The organism is Solicola agrisoli (assembly GCF_049059935.1).
Classification (GTDB): Bacteria; Actinomycetota; Actinomycetes; order Propionibacteriales; family Nocardioidaceae; genus JAURVT01.
This window is the reverse complement of sequence record NZ_JBMGQR010000031.1, coordinates 13,690-30,216: the sequence shown is the minus strand read 5'-3', so window position 1 is coordinate 30,216 and position 16,527 is coordinate 13,690. Positions and strand designations below refer to the sequence as shown.

Annotated in this window: 13 protein-coding genes and 1 tRNA gene; 2 read left to right on the top strand and 12 right to left on the bottom strand. The window is 72.9% G+C overall.

From position 1 onward, the window contains the following. Positions 1–50: 50 nt before the first annotated feature. The 11 genes from ACI6PP_RS12475 to ACI6PP_RS12425 form a co-directional block, all read right to left on the bottom strand. The gene (locus ACI6PP_RS12475; protein ID WP_421111915.1) at positions 51–2,192 is read right to left on the bottom strand and encodes a DEAD/DEAH box helicase; all 2,142 of its coding nucleotides are present in this window, start codon (positions 2,190–2,192) and stop codon (positions 51–53) included. 253 nt (positions 2,193–2,445) lie between these two features. Next, positions 2,446–5,493: a bifunctional diguanylate cyclase/phosphodiesterase gene (locus ACI6PP_RS12470; protein ID WP_421111914.1), complete on the bottom strand. Its 3,048-nt coding sequence runs from the start codon at positions 5,491–5,493 to the stop codon at positions 2,446–2,448. Positions 5,494–5,594: 101 nt separating this feature from the next. Beyond that, positions 5,595–6,395: a transglutaminase-like domain-containing protein gene (locus ACI6PP_RS12465; protein ID WP_421111913.1), complete on the bottom strand. Its 801-nt coding sequence runs from the start codon at positions 6,393–6,395 to the stop codon at positions 5,595–5,597. A 19-nt stretch (positions 6,396–6,414) separates the two neighbouring features. Further along, positions 6,415–7,560 carry an epoxide hydrolase family protein gene (locus tag ACI6PP_RS12460; protein WP_421111912.1) on the bottom strand — a complete coding sequence of 382 codons (1,146 nt, stop codon included), beginning with the start codon at positions 7,558–7,560 and terminating at the stop codon, positions 6,415–6,417. A 3-nt stretch (positions 7,561–7,563) separates the two neighbouring features. Then, positions 7,564–7,851 carry a DUF1330 domain-containing protein gene (locus ACI6PP_RS12455; RefSeq protein WP_421111911.1) on the bottom strand — a complete coding sequence of 96 codons (288 nt, stop codon included), beginning with the start codon at positions 7,849–7,851 and terminating at the stop codon, positions 7,564–7,566. Between the two features lie 97 nt (positions 7,852–7,948). Beyond that, positions 7,949–8,025, bottom strand: a tRNA-Met gene (locus tag ACI6PP_RS12450). A 181-nt stretch (positions 8,026–8,206) separates the two neighbouring features. Then, positions 8,207–11,128 (bottom strand): UPF0182 family membrane protein, encoded by a 2,922-nt coding sequence (locus ACI6PP_RS12445; protein WP_421111910.1) that lies wholly within the window; start codon positions 11,126–11,128, stop codon positions 8,207–8,209. A 120-nt stretch (positions 11,129–11,248) separates the two neighbouring features. Continuing rightward, complete coding sequence (locus ACI6PP_RS12440) at positions 11,249–11,806, bottom strand: PPA1309 family protein (RefSeq protein WP_421111909.1); 558 nt, start codon at positions 11,804–11,806, stop codon at positions 11,249–11,251. After that, positions 11,797–12,843 carry a YlbL family protein gene (locus ACI6PP_RS12435; RefSeq protein WP_421111908.1) on the bottom strand — a complete coding sequence of 349 codons (1,047 nt, stop codon included), beginning with the start codon at positions 12,841–12,843 and terminating at the stop codon, positions 11,797–11,799. Before ACI6PP_RS12435 ends, ACI6PP_RS12440 begins: the two co-directional genes overlap by 10 nt. A 10-nt stretch (positions 12,844–12,853) precedes the next feature. Beyond that, entirely contained in the window at positions 12,854–13,090 is a 237-nt protein-coding gene (locus ACI6PP_RS12430) for a hypothetical protein (protein WP_421111907.1), read from the bottom strand. Positions 13,091–13,148: 58 nt separating this feature from the next. Next, a complete protein-coding gene (locus ACI6PP_RS12425) occupies positions 13,149–13,574 on the bottom strand; it encodes a molybdenum cofactor biosynthesis protein MoaE (RefSeq protein WP_421111906.1) in 426 nt (141 codons plus the stop codon). A gap of 51 nt (positions 13,575–13,625) precedes the next feature. Here ACI6PP_RS12425 and ACI6PP_RS12420 point away from each other — a divergent pair, with 51 nt between their 5' ends. Next, complete coding sequence (locus tag ACI6PP_RS12420; RefSeq protein WP_421111905.1) at positions 13,626–15,017, top strand: zinc-dependent metalloprotease; 1,392 nt, start codon at positions 13,626–13,628, stop codon at positions 15,015–15,017. Then, on the top strand, positions 15,014–15,619 hold the full coding sequence (locus tag ACI6PP_RS12415; RefSeq protein ID WP_421111904.1) for an NUDIX hydrolase: 606 nt from the start codon (positions 15,014–15,016) through the stop codon (positions 15,617–15,619). Before ACI6PP_RS12420 ends, ACI6PP_RS12415 begins: the two co-directional genes overlap by 4 nt. Here the strand turns inward: ACI6PP_RS12415 and ACI6PP_RS12410 are convergent. Beyond that, positions 15,553–16,119: a M48 metallopeptidase family protein gene (locus tag ACI6PP_RS12410; RefSeq protein WP_421111903.1), complete on the bottom strand. Its 567-nt coding sequence runs from the start codon at positions 16,117–16,119 to the stop codon at positions 15,553–15,555. The two genes, ACI6PP_RS12415 and ACI6PP_RS12410, sit on opposite strands and share 67 nt — an antisense overlap. Between the last annotated feature and the right edge of the window lie 408 nt (positions 16,120–16,527).

Here is a 16,527-nt window from a genome sequence, read left to right as displayed (position 1 = left end):
CTCCCGTGCCTCGCACCAGACACCACGTGAACGTGGTGTCTGGCCGACCCCTAGCCCCGACGCTCGAGCGCGTCGGTGAGCAAGGCGACCAGGGCCTCGAGCTGGACGTCGGACGACGACGAGACCTCCTCGTCGGAGCCGTCGAGCGCGCGGGCGGCGAGGCCGGCCTTGCTATCGATCAGCTCGGCGATGCGGGTGTCGATGGTCTGCGCGGCGATGATCCGCCAGGCGGTGACGGGCTCGTCCTGGCCGATGCGGTGGATGCGGTCGATGGCCTGGGTCTGCTCGGCGTCGGTCCACGACAGCTCGGCGAGCACCATGTTGGACGCCACCTGCAGGTTGAGTCCGACGCCCGCCGCCATCAGGGAGCAGACCACGATCTCGGTCTTCGGGTCCTTGACGAACGAGTCGATGTTGCGCTGGCGGGCCTGCGGGGTCTGGCCGCCGCGGATCGACGCGTAGCCGATGCCTCGCTTGGCGAAGGTCTCCTCCGCGACGTCCATGACGTCGACGTGCTTGGCGAAGAAGACCACCTTGCCGACGTTGCGCGCGAGCTGTGCGGCGTAGTCGGCGGCGAGCCCGGCCTTGGCCTGGCCGATGCGGCGCACCATGGTGAAGACGGTCTCGCCGGTCTTCTCGCCGTCGGAGTCGTCGAGCTCCCAGCCGGCGACGCGACGGACGAGGTCGTGGTCGACGCCCTCGACGACGACGCCCGCCGCGCGCGTCTCCAGGGCGGTGTCGTAGCGCCGGACCAGACGCAGCGCGAGCTCGGCCTCGGCCTGACGGACCGAGCGGCCGGCCTCGTCGCCGAGCTCGACCGGCATGTCGGCGATGCGCCGGGCCGGGATGTCGGACGCGACGTCGATCTTGCGGCGGCGCACGATGCCGAGGTCGATGACGGCGGCGCGCGCAGCCGGGTAGAAGGCGCGGTCGACCGGCGTCAGCCCGGTCTCCTCGAGCGCGGCCATCAGCCGCGGCGTGGGCTTCTTGTCGTCGATCCAGCCGAGGAACTGCCAGATCGCGCGGAAGTCCTCGATGTCGTTGATCAGCGGGGTGCCGGTGAGCGCCATCAGCAGCGGACGAGCGGTACGGGCCTGGATCCGCTCGGACAGCTGCAGCACGTGCTGCGAGCGCTGCGAGGTCTTGTTCTTGATGAAGTGCGCCTCGTCCACGACCATGCCGCGGAACCCGAGGTCGCCCAGCCAGCCGACGTGGCGGTCCAGGATCTCGTAGTTCACCACGACGATGTCGGCGAAGCCGTCGATCGTGTCGCCGTCGCCGTGCACCACGGTGACGGGGTGCTTGGGCGTCCACTGCTCGGCCTCGCGGGCCCAGCTGGTCTTGACGACGTTGGGCACCACGACGAGCAGCGGGTACGCGTCGGCGGCCTGCGCGGCGAGCAGCGCCTGCGCGGTCTTGCCGAGGCCGGGCTCGTCGGCGAGCAGGAACGTGCGGTGGCCCTCGGCCGCCGCGGCCACGAGCTCGGCCTGGTGGTTCATCAGGTGCAGGTCGCCGGGCAGGCGCACCGCGGACGGCTCGGGCAGCTCCATGCACGCCTTCGCGCCACCGCTGGCCTGCTCGAAGGAGCGGAACAGGGGGCCGAGCAGCTCCCACGTCGACAACCGACGGGTGGTGGTCGTCGGCACCTGCTCGACGGCGGAGAAGTCGGGGGTGAGGAACGGGTTGGCGAGCTGGCGCGAGATCACCGACTGCGGCACGACACGGCGCTCGGGCACGATCGGGACGAGGGGCTCGGCGTCGGGGGCCTCCTCCTCGGGGGCGGCGGCCTCGACGCCGCCGGCGACGAGCATCTCGTGCTCGAGCTCGCGCGCGGCGTCGGTGACCTCCGCGTCCTCGGCGAGCAGGGCCAGCAGGGACGGCTCGCGGGCGGCGGTCTTGGCCAGGATGGTGGCCACGCCGTCGAGACGCTTCAGCTGGTTGGCGCGGTGGGCCTCGGTGCTGGTGACGTCGGCCTTGACGGTGGCGCGCTCGCGGCGCATGAGCAGCGCCACCACCTGGAACTTGGTGCGGACCGAGGGCATCACGCGTCCCCGTTGGACGGCGTCCTCCACCTCGCGCACCACACGGGCGAGGACGGGGATGATCCCCTCCTCGTCGCGATCGCGGACGCGCCGCTGGGTGCGCGGTGCCGCACGTCGCGCCGTGGGCTGGCGCTGGCCTCGTCGAGCCAAGGACTCCTCCTCCGGAGCTGCCGGCGCGTCCACCGCGGACGGCAGGGATGCCGCACGCGGCCCGGCGGCCGGGGCGATGCGATGTCGAGCGGGGGTCCCGGGGGATCTGCGAGAGACCGACGCGACGGGCCGAGCGGCTCGTCCACGGTGGGACCGGTGGGCCACCACCGAACGGGGTGGTCCACCGCCGATACTAGCGCCCTCCGCCGTCGCCCGGGTGTCGCCCCGGGCACGAGCGCCGAGGGAAGCAGTGTCAGGCGAGGGCGGCACCGGGTCCGAGGTGGGCGGTGGCCTGGCTGGCGGTGAGGAAGCGACGCAGCGCGGGCTGCTCGATCGGGCGGCTGTAGAGGTAGCCCTGGACGCTGGGGCACTCCATCTGCGCGAGCACCTCGTGCTGGGCGCGGGTCTCGACACCCTCGGCGACGACCTCCATGTCGAGCCGCTGGCCCAGGGTGACGATCGAGTGGACGACGGCCTCGCACCGCGGGTCGGTGCCGAGCCCGGCGACGAACCGGCGGTCGATCTTGAGCACGTCGATCGGCAGCTCGGTGAGCATCGCCATGGACGAGTAGCCGGTGCCGAGGTCGTCGAGGGCGATCCTGACGCCGTGCCGGCGCAGACGGTCGATCTCGTCGCGCACCGAGTCGTGGATGAGCGGAACGAACGTCTCGGTGAGCTCGAGCACCAGACGGCCCGGGTCCACGCGGTGGCGCTCGAGGGCGTCGAGGACGCCGTCGCCGAGGTCGCCGGTGAGCTGGCGGCCCGACACGTTGACGTGCACCGCGGGCGTCACGCCGTCGCGCCCCGGCCACTGGGCGGCGTTGGCCAGCGACAGGTCGAGGATCTGCTCCCAGGCGCGACCCATCAACGCGCTGGTCTCGAGCACGTCGAGGAAGTGGGCGGGCGCGAGCACGCCCCGCGTCGGGTGGTGCCAGCGGACGAGCGCCTCGACGGCGGTCACCGAGCCGTCGCACGCCGAGAGCACCGGCTGCCCGACCATCATCAGCTCGCCGCGGTCGAGGGCCAGCGCCAGCTCGGGCAGCAGCTTGGCCGCGCGGGACGCTCGGGCCTGCTCGGGAGCCGAGAGCGAGACCACCTGGTCGCGCCCGCCGCGCTTGGCCTCGTACATGGCCTCGTCGGCCGAGCGCAGCAGCGTCTCGGCGTCGGTGGCGCCGAGCACCCGCACCACCCCCACCGACGCGCGGATCACGACCTGCCCCACCGACAGCCGCACCGGCTCGGACACGGCGGCGAGCACGCGTGCCGCCACCGCGTCGAGCTCGCCCTCACCGGACAGGTCGGGGCACAGGATCGCGAACTCGTCCCCACCGAGGCGGGCGACGGTGTCCGTGCCACGCACGAGCTGCTCGAGCCGCCGGGCGAGCTCGACGAGCAGCTCGTCGCCGGCCGCGTGGCCGTAGGTGTCGTTGATCCCCTTGAACCCGTCGAGGTCGAGGTACATCAGCCCGGCGGCGTCACCGCGGTCGTCGGTGGCCTCGATCACCGCGCTGAGGCGGTCGAGCAGCAGCGCCCGGTTGGGCAGGTCGGTGAGCTGGTCGTGCAGCGCCTGGTGGGTGAGCGCGTCCTCGGCCCGCTTGCTGGCCGTCACGTCCTCGACGAGGGCGACCACCGTCGGCTCCTCGTCCTCGGACTCCGACTCCGACTCCAGCAGCGCCAGCGAGACCGATCCCCAGGCGGGCGCGTCGGCGTCGCCGAACCGCAGCTCGGTGCGGACCTGCTCGGCGGCCTGGGCCCGCAGCGACCCCAGCGCCTCGTCGAGCTTGGCCCGGTCGTCGGGGACCACGAGGTCGCGCAGCGACCGACCCACGAGGTCGTCGGTCGTGGCGACCCCGGCGAAGGCGGCCAGGTCGTCGTTGGCCCGCCGGACGGTGCCGTCGGCGGCGCCGACGATCGCCATCCCGACCGGCGCGGTCTCGAACGCGGTGCGGAACCGTCGCTCGCTGAGCTCGAGGCGCTCGGCGTCGTGACGTCGCTGCGTGACGTCGCGGAAGGCGGCCACGGCCCCGGACGGCGGCGCGCCCGGTCCGAGCAGGTCCGACGAGCCGAGCGGTCGCGCGGTCACCGACATCACTCTTCGGTGCCCCGACTCGTCGACGATGGCCAGGTCGACGTCGTCGACGAAGTCGCCGCCCAGCGCCCGCATCACGGGCAGGTCGCGCTGGTGGATCGGCGAGCCGTCGGGCGCCGTCGGGGTGAAGCGCTCGAACCACTCGGCCACGTCGGCGCCGCCCGAGCCACCGAGCATCCGGCGGGCGGCCGGGTTGGTCAGGAGGATCCCGCCGCGCTCGTCGACGACCATGATGCCGTCGCTGATCGACGAGATGACCGCGTCGAGCAGTCCGGCCTGCTGGGCGGCTGCCCGGCCGGCCTCCTGCACCCGGGCGGCCAGGGCGTCGCGCTGGTCGCGCTTCAGCGCGAGCACCAGGGCCACGAGGGCGACGACGGCGATCATCGACTCGGCGACGACGCCGCGCTGGTCCACCGGGAGCGCGGCGAACGGCCCGCGTCCCAGGAGCGTGCTGGTGACGACGCAGGTGCCGGCCACCAGGGTGTGGACGGCCGCTGCCGTGGTCGAGAAGCGCAGCCCGACCCAGACCGAGAAGGGCACGACGAGGAACGCGACCGGCAGGCCGTCACCGAGCCCGAAGACGGCGCCGTAGGCCACCGTGAGGCTGAGCAGGGCGAGCGGGGTCTCCCACGCCCGCCGGTCGGGCGCGCGGTCGAGCACGACCGCGCTCGGCGCCAGGCGCAGGCCCGCGGCGGCGACGACGAACGTGCTGACCGAGATCCGGACCATCCAGGCGCCCCCGAGCGCGCCGAGCGTCCCGTCCGTGGCCACGGCGACCGCCACCGGCCCGATCACCGAGCTCGTCGCGGCGCCTCCGAGGCACGCGAGCGCCAGGGCACCCAGTCCCTGCGGGCTGGTGAGCACGTGCGGCCCGTCGGGTGCGAAGCGGTGCAGGATGCCGGCGCCGACGGCCGCCTGGACGACGTTGGCGACGCCCAGGGCGATCGCGACGGGCCACGCGGCGCCCGTCAGGCCGTTGCCGAGCGTCGCGAGGACGAGCACGGCGAGCACGGTGACCGTGAGCTCCCCGCGGGAGCGCCACGCCCACGACGTCCACAGCAGCCCGACGCCCGCCGCCGGCCACACGAGCGCGAGCTCGGAGCCCTCGAGGCGGGTCGCGCGCCCGAGGGCGACGGCTGCGACGAAGGCGAGCGTGAACATGACGAAGTGGCCCCGGCGCCCCACGGCGCGGCACACTTCGGTCCGCTTCATCGACTCCCCCATCTGGTCTAGACAACCGTCCCACACTCAGCCATCTGAATGAGGCGGTTTGGCAGTCTTGCCCGAGGTTCGAGGGGCCGGCCCCTCGAGCGTCAGCCGAGCGTGACGAGCTCGTCCAGGTCGTCGTCGGGGAGCCCGTCCTCGGCGACGGCGGTGACGACCGAGCGGTCCAGCACGATCGCACCGCCGTTGTTGGTCAGGAACGCGGTGTCGGCGGCGTCGCGACCGGTGGCGATGCGCACCAGGGTCGAGCGCGGGGCGAGCGCCGTCGCGTCGACGGCGTACCACCCGCCGCCGAGGTACGCCTCGGCCACGGCGTGGAAGTCCATCGGGTCGCAGCCGGGCGCGTAGACGGCGACGAGACGCGCCGGCACGCCGAGCGAGCGCAGCAGCGCGACGACGAGGTGGGTGTAGTCGCGACACACCCCCGCACCCGCCAGGAGCGTGTCGGTCGCGCCGTCCGTCGGTCCGCTGCTGCCCGGCACGTAGTCCAGGCGGGTGCCGACCCAGGACGACACCGCCGTGAGCAGGTCGGCGTCCGAGACGGGCCCGAACTGCTTGACGGCGAACCCGCCGAGCGTGTCGGACGCCGCGTAGCGGCTGGGACGCCGGTACACCGACAGGTCGTCGCCCGCCGGCTCGGGCGCGTCGCCCCGTCCGGTGACGGTGGCCTCGTAGCGGACCTCGAGCCGGCCCGCCTCGGCGTCGACGAGGTGCATCCGCCCGCCGTGGGGCGTCGCCACCTCGCGGACGGCCAGCGGGGCGCCGTCGAGCGTCACGGTGAGGCGCTCGTCGACCTCGATCCCGGGCACGCGTGCGACGGCGACCTGCATCTCGAGCTCGCTCGTCGCCTGGACGGTCACGTCCAGCTGGGCACCCACGGTCCGGTTCATGACCGGAGTCTGTCAGCGGCTACCGCAGGTCGCGGAAGGCGGCCCGGACGTCGTCGACCAGCAGGTCGGGTTCCTCCATCGCCGCGAAGTGCCCGCCGCGGTCCATCTCGGTCCAGCGCACGATCCGGTTGGTCTGCTCGGCGACGCGTCTCAGCGGCAGCGCGATGTCGTGCGGGAACACCGCGACCGCCGTGGGCGTGGTCGACGGGGCCGGGCGGACACGCGGGTGCGTCGACTCGTAGTAGATCTGCGCCGACGACCCTGCGGTGCGGGTGAACCAGTACAGGCTGACGGTGGTGAGCAGCGCGTCGCGGTCGACGGCGGACTCGATGGTGCCGTCGTTGTCGGTCCAGGCGTGGAACTTCTCGGCGATCCAGCCGAGCTGGCCGACCGGCGAGTCCGTCAGGCCGTGCGCGAGCGTCTGCGGACGCGTCGACTGGATGCCCTGGTAGCCCTGGCCGTCGGCGACGAACGCGTCGAGGCCGTCGATCCGGCGATGCTCCTCGTCGGTGAGCCCGCCGTCGAGGGGTGCGTCGCTGCTCGGCCGGTTCATCAACATGTTGAGGTGCACGCCGATGACGTGCTCGGGTTCGACCACGCCGATCTGGCGGGAAACGTGCGATCCCCAGTCACCGCCCTGCGCGGCGTAGCGCTCGTAGCCCAGGCGGCTCATCAGCGCGGCGAACGTGCGCGCGATGCGGTCGACGTTCCACCCCGGCTCGGTGACCGGCGTGGAGAAGGCGAACCCGGGGATCGACGGCGCGACGACGTGGAACGCGTCGGCCGGGTCGCCCCCGTGGGCGCGCGGGTCGGCGAGCGGCCCGACGACCTCGAGGAACTCGGCCACCGAGCCCGGCCACCCGTGCGTCACGATCAACGGCGTCGCGTCGGGCTCGGGCGACCGCACGTGCAGGAAGTGCACGCGCTGGCCGTCGATCGTCGTGGTGAACTGCGGCAGCTCGTTCAGCCGCGCCTCGTGCGCCCGCCAGACGTACGCGTGCCGCCAGTGCTCGGCCAGCTCACGCAGGTACGACGTCGGGATCCCCCGCACCCACTCCTCGTCGGGCGACTCCGGCGCCCACCGGGTGGCGTCCAGACGCCGGTGCAGGTCGTCCAGCTCGTCGTCGGGGACCTGGATGGTGAACGGCTCGACCTCGTGGTCCATGCGTCAGACGCCGGGCACGACGCGCAGGTCGCGGACGGCGCCGTCGCCGAGGGCCTCCAGCGCGGCCTGGTACTCCGGTGTCTCGTGGGCGGCGATCGCGGCCTCGAGGGACTCGAACTCGACGAGCACCGAGCGCTGCTCGCGCCCGGACTCGTACCAGGCCGCCGCCACGCCGCGGGCGAGGAACGTGCCGCCCGCTCCGGTGATCGCGGGGCCGGCGAGCTCGGCGTAGGCCTTCATCTTGGCCTCGTCGCGGATCTCGAGGTAGGTGCTGATCCAGTAGGCAGACATGGCCGCATCGTGGCACGACGCCGGGCCCTCGGCACGACGGCGGACCCCTGGACGTGCATCAGGCCCGGACGACGAGGTCGTCCGGGCCTGATGTCGGTGGTAGCGGGGACAGGATTTGAACCTGTGACCTCTGGGTTATGAGCCCAGCGAGCTACCGAGCTGCTCCACCCCGCGTCGGTAATCCCTACCTTACGCGGTACACCTGCGCGTCACCAAATCGGCACCGGGGAGACATGAGCCACACCTGCACCACCGGTCCCGGCGCCCACGGGAGATGACGCGATGCACGGGAGATCTCCCGTGCATCGCGTCAGGTACCACGTTCACGTGGTGATTAGTCCCCACCCGCCGACGGTCAGCCGTTGGCGTCCGCCGAGGGGGTCTCGGACGGCGCCGGGGTGGCGGCCGAGCCGAGGGTCGCCCGGGCGCGGTCGATCAGCGTGTTCATCGCGTTGATCCGGGTCTGGTACTCGGCCAGGTCGCCGTCGGCGAGCGCCTTCTGGGCGGCGTCGTACTCCGCCGAGGCCTGCGTGAGCAGCTGGTCGGTGGTCTGGGTCTGGCCCTCGGCACCACCGCCCGCGTCACCGGAGTCGTCCCCGCTGTCGCCACCGGTGTCGCCGGTGCCGGCCTGGGAGTCGCCGGACGTGTCGCCCGCCTGCAGACCCAGCGCGACGCGCAGCGCCTCGTCGAGCGACTGCCCGTAGCCGACGTCGTCGCCGAAGGAGGCCACCACGTACTGGAGCACCGGGAAGGTTCCCGACGCGCTGTCGCGTCTCACGTAGACCGGCTGCACGTACAGCAGGGCGTCCGACACCGGCAGCGTCAGCAGGTTGCCGTACACCACCGACGTGCCCGAGCTCTGCGTGAACGGCAGCAGCGCCTGTCTGACGCCGGGGTCGGCGCTGAACTTGTTGGCGATCTGGCTCGGGCCGTCGACCTGGGTGTCGGCGTTGAGCTGCAGGATCTCCAGCTTGCCGTAGTTCTCGGTGTCGCTCGCCTCGGAGTTGACCGAGACGTACGACGCGAGGTTCTCACGACTGTTCGGCAGGTAGACGCTGGTGAGGCTGAACCTCGGGCCCGCGTCGGGCTGCGTCGGCTGGGTGACCGAGAGGTAGTACGGCGGCTGCTTGGAGTCCGCCGTGCCCGCCGGGTCGGTCGGGACCTGCCAGCGCTCGCCGTCCTCGTAGAACGTCTGCGGGTCGGTGACGTGGTAGCGCGAGAGCATCTCGCGCTGCACCTTGAAGATGTCGACCGGGTACCGCAGGTGCTTGAGGAGGTCCTCGCTGATGTCGCTCTTGGGCTTGACGGTGCCCGGGAAGGTCTTCATCCAGGTCTTGAGGATGGGGTCCTTCTCGTCCCACTGGTACAGGTCGACCGAGCCGTCGTACGCGTCCACCACGGCCTTGACCGAGTTGCGCATGTAGTTGACCTCGTCGGACGGCAGACGCACCTGCGCGCCCCCCTGCGTCAGCGTGTCGGACGTCGCGTCGTCGAGCGAGACCTTCTGGCTGTACGGGTAGGAGTTGCTCGTCGTGTACCCGTCGACGATCCAGACCACCCGTCCGCCGACGACCGCGGGGTACGGGTCGCCGTCGACGGTGAGCCACGGCGCGACCCTGTTGACGCGGTCGCGCGGGTGGCGGTCGTAGAGGATCTTGGAGTTCTCGTTGACGCGGCTCGACAGCACGATGTTGGGCTCGGAGAACTTGATCGCGTACAGCAGCTTGTTGAACAGGCTGCCGACCGGCACTCCCCCGTCGCCGTCGTAGGTGTTCTGCGTGGCCGCGGCCTCGGCGTTGCTGTCGGAGTCGTCGCCGCCCCCGCCGCGCGGGATGTCGACCTCGATGGGCGCGGCGCCGTCGGGGCGGCCCACGATGGAGTACGACGGCGAGTTCTCGCCGAAGTAGATGCGCGGCGGCGTCTGGATGTCGAGGTCGCCGGTGGGCGGGATGTCGCGCTCGACCCAGACCGGCTGGCCCTGGTCGCCGCGCTGGTTGCCGCGCGCGGCGATGACGCCGTAGCCGTGGGTGTAGACCGTGTGGTCGTTGGCCCAGTTGCGCTGGCTGGCCTGCAGGCCGTCGAGGTTGAGCTCGCGGGCCGCGATGACGATGTCCTGCGCGATGTCGCTGCCGGGCAGCTGGTAGCGGTCGACGTCGAGCGTGTCGGGGACGGTGTAGTAGCCGCGCACCTGCTGCAGCTGCTGGAACGCCGGCGAGACGAGCGTCGGGTCGAGCAGACGCGTGGAGACGCGCGACTCGGCCGACTGGGTCAGCTCGGTGGGCGTCAGCGAGGTGCTGCCGGTGTAGTTGGTCTTCTCCGTGCCGGCGACGTTGTACGCGTCCCTCGTCGCCTCGATGTTGCGTTCGATGTAGGGCGCCTCCTTGTCCGGCTCGGACGGGCGCACCTGGAACGACTGCATGACGGCGGGCCAGATGCCGCCGATGAGGATCGCCGAGAGCAGCAGCAGGCCCAGGCCGATGGCCGGCAGCAGCAGCGTCTGACGGATGACGTTCGCGAAGAACAGCAGCGCGCAGATGATCGCGATGACGATCAGGATGTTCTTGCTGGGGATGCGCGCGTTGACGTCGGTGAACGTGGGGCCGTCGATCAGGCCGGTGTCGGAGTTCATGAAGCCGAACCGGTCGAGGTAGTAGCCGAGCGCGCGGAGCAGGATGCCCAGGCCGATGATCACCGACAGGTGCACGGTGGCGGCGCGGGAGATCCGGCGGTCGCGCGGCTGCAGCGAGATGCCGCCGTAGACGTAGTGCACCAGCAGCACCGCGATGCCCGTGACGATGAGCAGGGCGAAGCCGTAGGAGACCAGGAACCCGATCCAGGGCAGGTCGAAGACGTAGAACCCGACGTCCTTGTTGAACTGCGGGTCACGCTGGCCGAACGAGGTGCCGTTGCGCCACATCTGGAACGTGCGCCACTGGCCGGCGGCGGCCGAGCCGGCGAAGACGGTGAGCAGCAGGCCGAGCCCGGCGAGCGCGATCGTGCGCAGCGGGTCGATCGCCTGGCGGTAGCGCATCACCGGGTCCGAGCGGTCCAGCTGGGCCACGGTCATCGGACGCGTGCGGTACGCGATCACGATGTTGGCGACGACGACCGCCGCGAACACCAGCCCGAACGTCACGAACATGACCACGCGGGTGGTCAGCATCGTGCGGTACACCGAGCCGAAGCCCACCGAGCGGAACCAGAGCCGGTCGGTCCACACCCCGGTGAACACCGCGCCCAGGAACAGCAGGGCCGCGAGGGTGATCAGGGTGGGCACCAGCACACGTCGCCGGTGCTGGGACGCGGGCGGAGGCGCCTGCCGGGGGAAACCTGCCGCGGGTCCGTCGCTCACTGTGCTCCTTGGGTCGTGCCGAAGTTCCGGATCGGGCCCGGGGGGTCAGTCTGCCAGGGTCTGGAAAAGGAGCTCCACGAGACCGGGCACCAGGTCCGGGCCCTCGAGGACCTCCTCGCCGTCGCCGACGTGGGGCCGCACCGCGCAGTGCGCCTCGCCCTTGCGGGTCACCGCGGCGGCGATGCGCACCTCCTGGCGGTCGGGGTGGCTCGCCGCGTAGTCGGCGGCCGCGTCGGCGTCGTCGGGGATGCCCGCCTCGGCCTCGGGCGGCAGCATCAGGCGCTCGAGCACGACGGCGCAGCCGACCACCTGCGGCGGCCACGCGATCTGCTCCAGCAGCTCCTCGATGGTCGTGTCGTCGGGCAGGTCGTCCTGCTCGACGGGCGTCAGCGCGCCCTCGACCGACCCCTCGGCGACGCCGAGCTGCTCGGCGAGCTCGGGCTCGGACGCGAGCAGGTCGGTGGTCTGCACGAGCGCGTACAGGCGGGGCGCCTGGTCCCAGCCGCCGGCGGCGACGTGCGTCTCGACCTCGAGCGTCACGCGACGGATCGGGGCGTCGGGGTCGGGACCGGGCAGGTCGCTGGGGTCGGGGGTCACTGGCACGTCGGCACCTTCGCGTCGGGGTCGTCGGCGAGCTTCTCCAGGGAGTCGATCGCCTGCTTCAGGGTGCCGATCTCGACCAGCTTCAGGCCGTGGTCGGGACCGGCGGCGGCCTCGGCGCAGTTCGCCTCGGGCACCAGGAACGTGGTGGCGCCGGCCTGGTCGGCGCCGGCGATCTTCTGCGAGATGCCGCCGATGGGCAGCACCTGGCCGTCGGCGGTGATCTCGCCGGTGCCCGCGATCGCACGGCCCCCGGTGAGGTCGCCCGGCTCGAGCTTGTCGTAGATGGCCAGCGCGAACATCGTCCCCGCGCTGGGGCCGCCGATCTCGCTGAGGTTGTTGCGCACCGTGATCGGGAACTGGAAGTCCTCGGCCAGCGACAGGCCCACCCGCGCGACGCCGGGGGCGTCGGGGAGCGTGTCGGTGGTGATCTGCACCGTCGAGTCCTTGCCGTCGTGCGTGATGCCGAGCTCGACGACGTCGCCGGGCTCGGCGGCCCGCACCAGCCGGATCAGGGTGCCCGAGCCGTCCACCCGCTCGCCGTCGACGGTGCGCACCTGGTCGCCGACCTGGACCTTGCCGTCGGACGGCCCGCCCTCGATGACCTCGCTGGCGCGGACGACCACGGGCACCTCGTAGCCGGCGGCGCGCAGGGCGGCGGCCTCCGAGGTCTGCTTGGACCCCGACATCTGGTCGGCGCTCTGCTGCTGGGTCTGCTTCGGGTCGGTGCCCTCGGGGTAGTACTGGCTGCGCGGGATGACGGCGTCGTCGTCGTCGAAGTACGACGCGAACGCCTGCGCGATGCTCACCCGGGCGTCGGCGCTCGTCACCGAGACCGTGGTGAGGCGCAGCGAGCCGTCGGTCGGATAGGTCTTGGCACCGTCGAGCTCGATCACCGGCTTACCCTCGAACGACCCCAGGGTGTTGACCGTCGGCCCCGGCTTGAGCGTGACGTAGGGCACCGGGAGGACGAACGCGACGAACGCGAGGACGAACAGGAGCACGGACGCGCAGACGAGCGTGGCGGAACGACGGGTCACGCGGGCGGCCTCAGGACCGGGTGCGGTGCTGCGAGGGACGTACGGCGATGCCGGTGGGTCGCTCGGGGCGCTGGGCGACGACGGTGCGCGCACGGGCGGGCAGCGGACGGGTGACGGCGGCGCTGAAGCGCTCGTACGCGGCCTCGCGACTGGGCTCGCGCCGACGACGACGGCCGGACCACGCCGCCCACACCATCGCGAGCAGCACGACGCCGAGCGGCACCGCGAGCCAGAGCAGGACAGTCACGCGGCCGAGTCTACGGGTGCTCCCCCGCCGTTCCCGGCAGGCGTGCCCACGGGCACCGCTACGGCGTCCCCACCCACTCGGTGGTGCCGTCGGAGAACACCTGGTGCTTCCAGATGGGCACCTGCGACTTGAGGTCGTCGACGAGGGCGCGGCACGCGTCGAAGGCCTGACCGCGGTGGGCGGCGGAGACGGCGGCGACGACCGCGAGGTCGCCGACGCGCAGGTCGCCCACCCGGTGGACGACCGAGAACGCGATGGCCTCGTGACGGTCGGCGACGGCCTCGGCCACCTTGCGCATCTGCTCGACGACGGTCGGGTGCGCGGAGTACTCCAGGGCGGTGACGTCGCGCTGGTGGTCGTGGTCGCGGACCGTCCCGACGAACACGTCGACGGCGCCGGCGCGGTCGTCGAGGACCGAGCGGTAGACCTCGTCGATGCTCAGCGGCTCGGTGTGGAGATCGACCAGCCGGATCCGTTCGCTCATGGCGCAAAGAGTAGGACAGGTGCGTGGGCGTGCAGCCGGTACGTTGGAGGCATGGCTGGCGAACCCGACGAGACCAACGACCCCGACGACCCGCGCCGCAAGGACACCAACCCCTTCGCCGGGACGCCGATGGAGGACATGTTCAAGGCGTTCAGCGGCGGGCAGATGCCCGACATGAACGTCCTCATGGGACAGATGCAGCGGATGTTCGCGCCGCACGAGGGTCACGTGAACTGGGACATGGCCAAGGACGTCGCGCGCCACACCGTCGCGGCCTCGCCCGACCCGTCGCCCACGTCCAACCAGGGCGGTGCGGTCGCCGACGCGGTCCGCCTCGCCGAGACCTGGCTCGACCGCGCCACCTCGCTGCCGGTCGGCGCGACCACCTCGGTCGCCTGGAGCCGCGCGGAGTGGGTCGAGGCCACGGCCGGCACCTGGAAGGGCCTCGTGGAGCCCATCGCCGAGCACGTCGTCGGCGCCATGGGCCAGGCCATCCCCGAGGAGGCCAAGGCCATGGTCGGCCCCCTGCTCGGCATGCTCACCCAGGCCGGTGGCGCGATGTTCGGCCAGCAGGTCGGGCAGGCGCTCGGCGGCCTGGCCTCCGAGGTGCACTCCAGCACCGACGTCGGCCTCCCCCTCGGCCCCGACGGCGTCGCCGCCGTCCTGCCGTCCAACATCGCCGCGTTCGGCGAGGGCCTCGAGGTCAGCGACGCGGACGTGCTGCTCTACGTCGTCATCCGCGAGTGCGCCCACCACCGCCTGTTCGCGCACGCCCCCTGGCTGCGGGGCCGCCTGGTCGGCGCCATCGAGGCGTTCGGGCGCGGCACCACCATCGATGTGTCCGGCATCGAGGCCAAGCTCGGCTCGATCGACCCGTCCAACCCCGCCGCGATCCAGGAGGCCATGCAGGAGGGTCTGTTCGAGCCCCAGCGCACGGCCGAGCAGCAGGCCGCGCTCGACCGCCTCGAGTCCCTGCTCGCCTTCGTCGAGGGCTGGGTCGACGACGTCGTCGACCAGGCCACCCGCGAGACCATGCCGTCGGCCCCCAAGCTGCGCGAGGCGATGCGTCGCCGGCGCGCCACCGGCGGCCCGGCCGAGCAGGCCTTCGCCTCGCTCGTGGGCCTGGAGCTGCGTCCCCGGCGTCTGCGTGACGCCGCGACGCTCTGGGCGGCGCTGCGCGACCGTCAGGGCGCCGAGGCACGCGACGCCGTGTGGGCCCACCCCGACCTGATGCCGTCGGCGTCCGACCTGGACGACCCGCTCGGCTTCGCCCAGGGCGAGCGCGCTGGTGGCGAGCCGAGCAGCGACGAGGCCGACTTCGACGCCGCCCTGGCCGACCTGCTGGAGCAGGGCGAGGCCGAGGCCGCCGACGAGGAGAAGGGATCCGCCGACCCCGGGTCCGACGGCCCCGACGCCGACGGTCCGGACCGCCCCACCGCGTGAGCCTGCACGCCGACGCCCGCCGGGTCCTCGGCGACTGGGACCACCCGGACGCCGACCAGCGGGCGCTGCGCGACGCCTACCTCGCGCACCTCGACGACCACCCCGACGCCGCCGACCGGTCGTGCCACCCCGACCACCTGACGGCGAGCGTCGCGGTGCTGTCGGCCGACCGGTCGCAGGTCGTGCTCACGCTGCACGCCCGGCTGGGGCGTTGGCTGCAGACCGGCGGGCACTGCGAGCCCGACGACGCCACGCTCGCCGGCGCCGCGCTGCGCGAGGGCCGCGAGGAGACCGGCATCGAGGCCCTGTCCATCGACCCGGTGCCCGTGCTGCTGTCGCGCCACGAGGTGCCGTGCGGTCCGATCAGCCCGGCGCACCACCTCGACGTCCAGTTCGTGGCGACCGCCGAGCCGGGCGCGACGCCCGTGCGCAGCGAGGAGAGCAGCGACCTGCGCTGGTTCGACGTCGACGCCCTGCCCGAGGGCAGCGACGCGTCGGTGCGCGACCTGGTGCGAGCGGCGGTGGGGCGGACGGCTCAGTCGGCGTCGCCGGACCCGGTGGGCTCGCCGCGACCGCCCGCCGCCGACCAGCCCTCGAGGTAGCCCCGCGCGCGCTCGGTGCGCGGGAACCGGTCGACCAGCGCCCAGAAGTCGGGGCCGTGGCTCGCGACCAGCAGATGCGCCAGCTCGTGCACGAGCACGTAGTCGACCACCCAGTCGGGCATCGGCCGCAGGCGGCTGGACAGCCGGATCGTGCCGTCCGCGGGGGTGCACGACCCCCAGCGGGTGTGCTGGTTGTCGACCCAGCGGACGCTCGCGGGCTCCGCACGACCGTCGAGGTGGTCGCGGCTCAGCTCGCGGGCCCGCGCGAGGAGGTCGTCGTCGCTGGTGCGGGTGGTGGAGCCCCGCTTGTCCAGGCGCGCCACCATCGTGTCGACCCACCGGGCCTCCTCGGCCGCCGTGAGCGCCGCGGGCACGAGCACCACGATGCGCCCGCCCTCGCGGTAGGCCTGCACCGAGCGGCGGCGGCGGGTGCTGCGGCGCACCTCCACCCCGGGGCGCACCTCCTCGATGCTGCGCGGCGCGGGTCGTCGGGGGCTCACGCGGTCACGCTAGCGGCAGGCACCGACGGCGGCGTGCGGTCCACACGCTGGGGACGGCGTCGTGGCTGGTCACGGGCCCGCGACCGTCGCCGCGGCCGCTCGTCCTCCACCGCTCGTCCACCCCCGACGTCGCTGTCTCCACAGGGCGACGGCGCGTCGCCCACAGTCTGTCCCCAGCGTTGTCCACAGGGGTGGACAAGGAGCGCCGCGAACCGGTTGACGGCCCTCAGGGCCCCGGCATACGGTCGTCGCACACGAGGCCCTCGGTGGCCGGGAGCGTCCGCAAGGGGAAGGCAGGCGCTCCTGGCCCCGGGGGTCCGTTGCGTTCCCGACCGCCCCCGCGATTGCCCTGTGGACGACCGCCCGGAGCCCTCGGTCCCGGTGCACGCTGGGAGACCGCGGGCGTCC

Excerpts from the sequence above, each read along its gene's own strand:
- ACI6PP_RS12470 (WP_421111914.1), bottom strand. The coding sequence starts at position 5,493 with ATGAAGCGGACCGAAGTGTGCCGCGCCGTGGGGCGCCGGGGCCACTTC.
- ACI6PP_RS12465 (WP_421111913.1), bottom strand. The coding sequence starts at position 6,395 with ATGAACCGGACCGTGGGTGCCCAGCTGGACGTGACCGTCCAGGCGACG.
- ACI6PP_RS12460 (WP_421111912.1), bottom strand. The coding sequence starts at position 7,560 with ATGGACCACGAGGTCGAGCCGTTCACCATCCAGGTCCCCGACGACGAG.
- ACI6PP_RS12455 (WP_421111911.1), bottom strand. The coding sequence starts at position 7,851 with ATGTCTGCCTACTGGATCAGCACCTACCTCGAGATCCGCGACGAGGCC.
- ACI6PP_RS12425 (WP_421111906.1), bottom strand. The coding sequence starts at position 13,574 with ATGAGCGAACGGATCCGGCTGGTCGATCTCCACACCGAGCCGCTGAGC.
- ACI6PP_RS12420 (WP_421111905.1), top strand. The coding sequence starts at position 13,626 with ATGGCTGGCGAACCCGACGAGACCAACGACCCCGACGACCCGCGCCGC.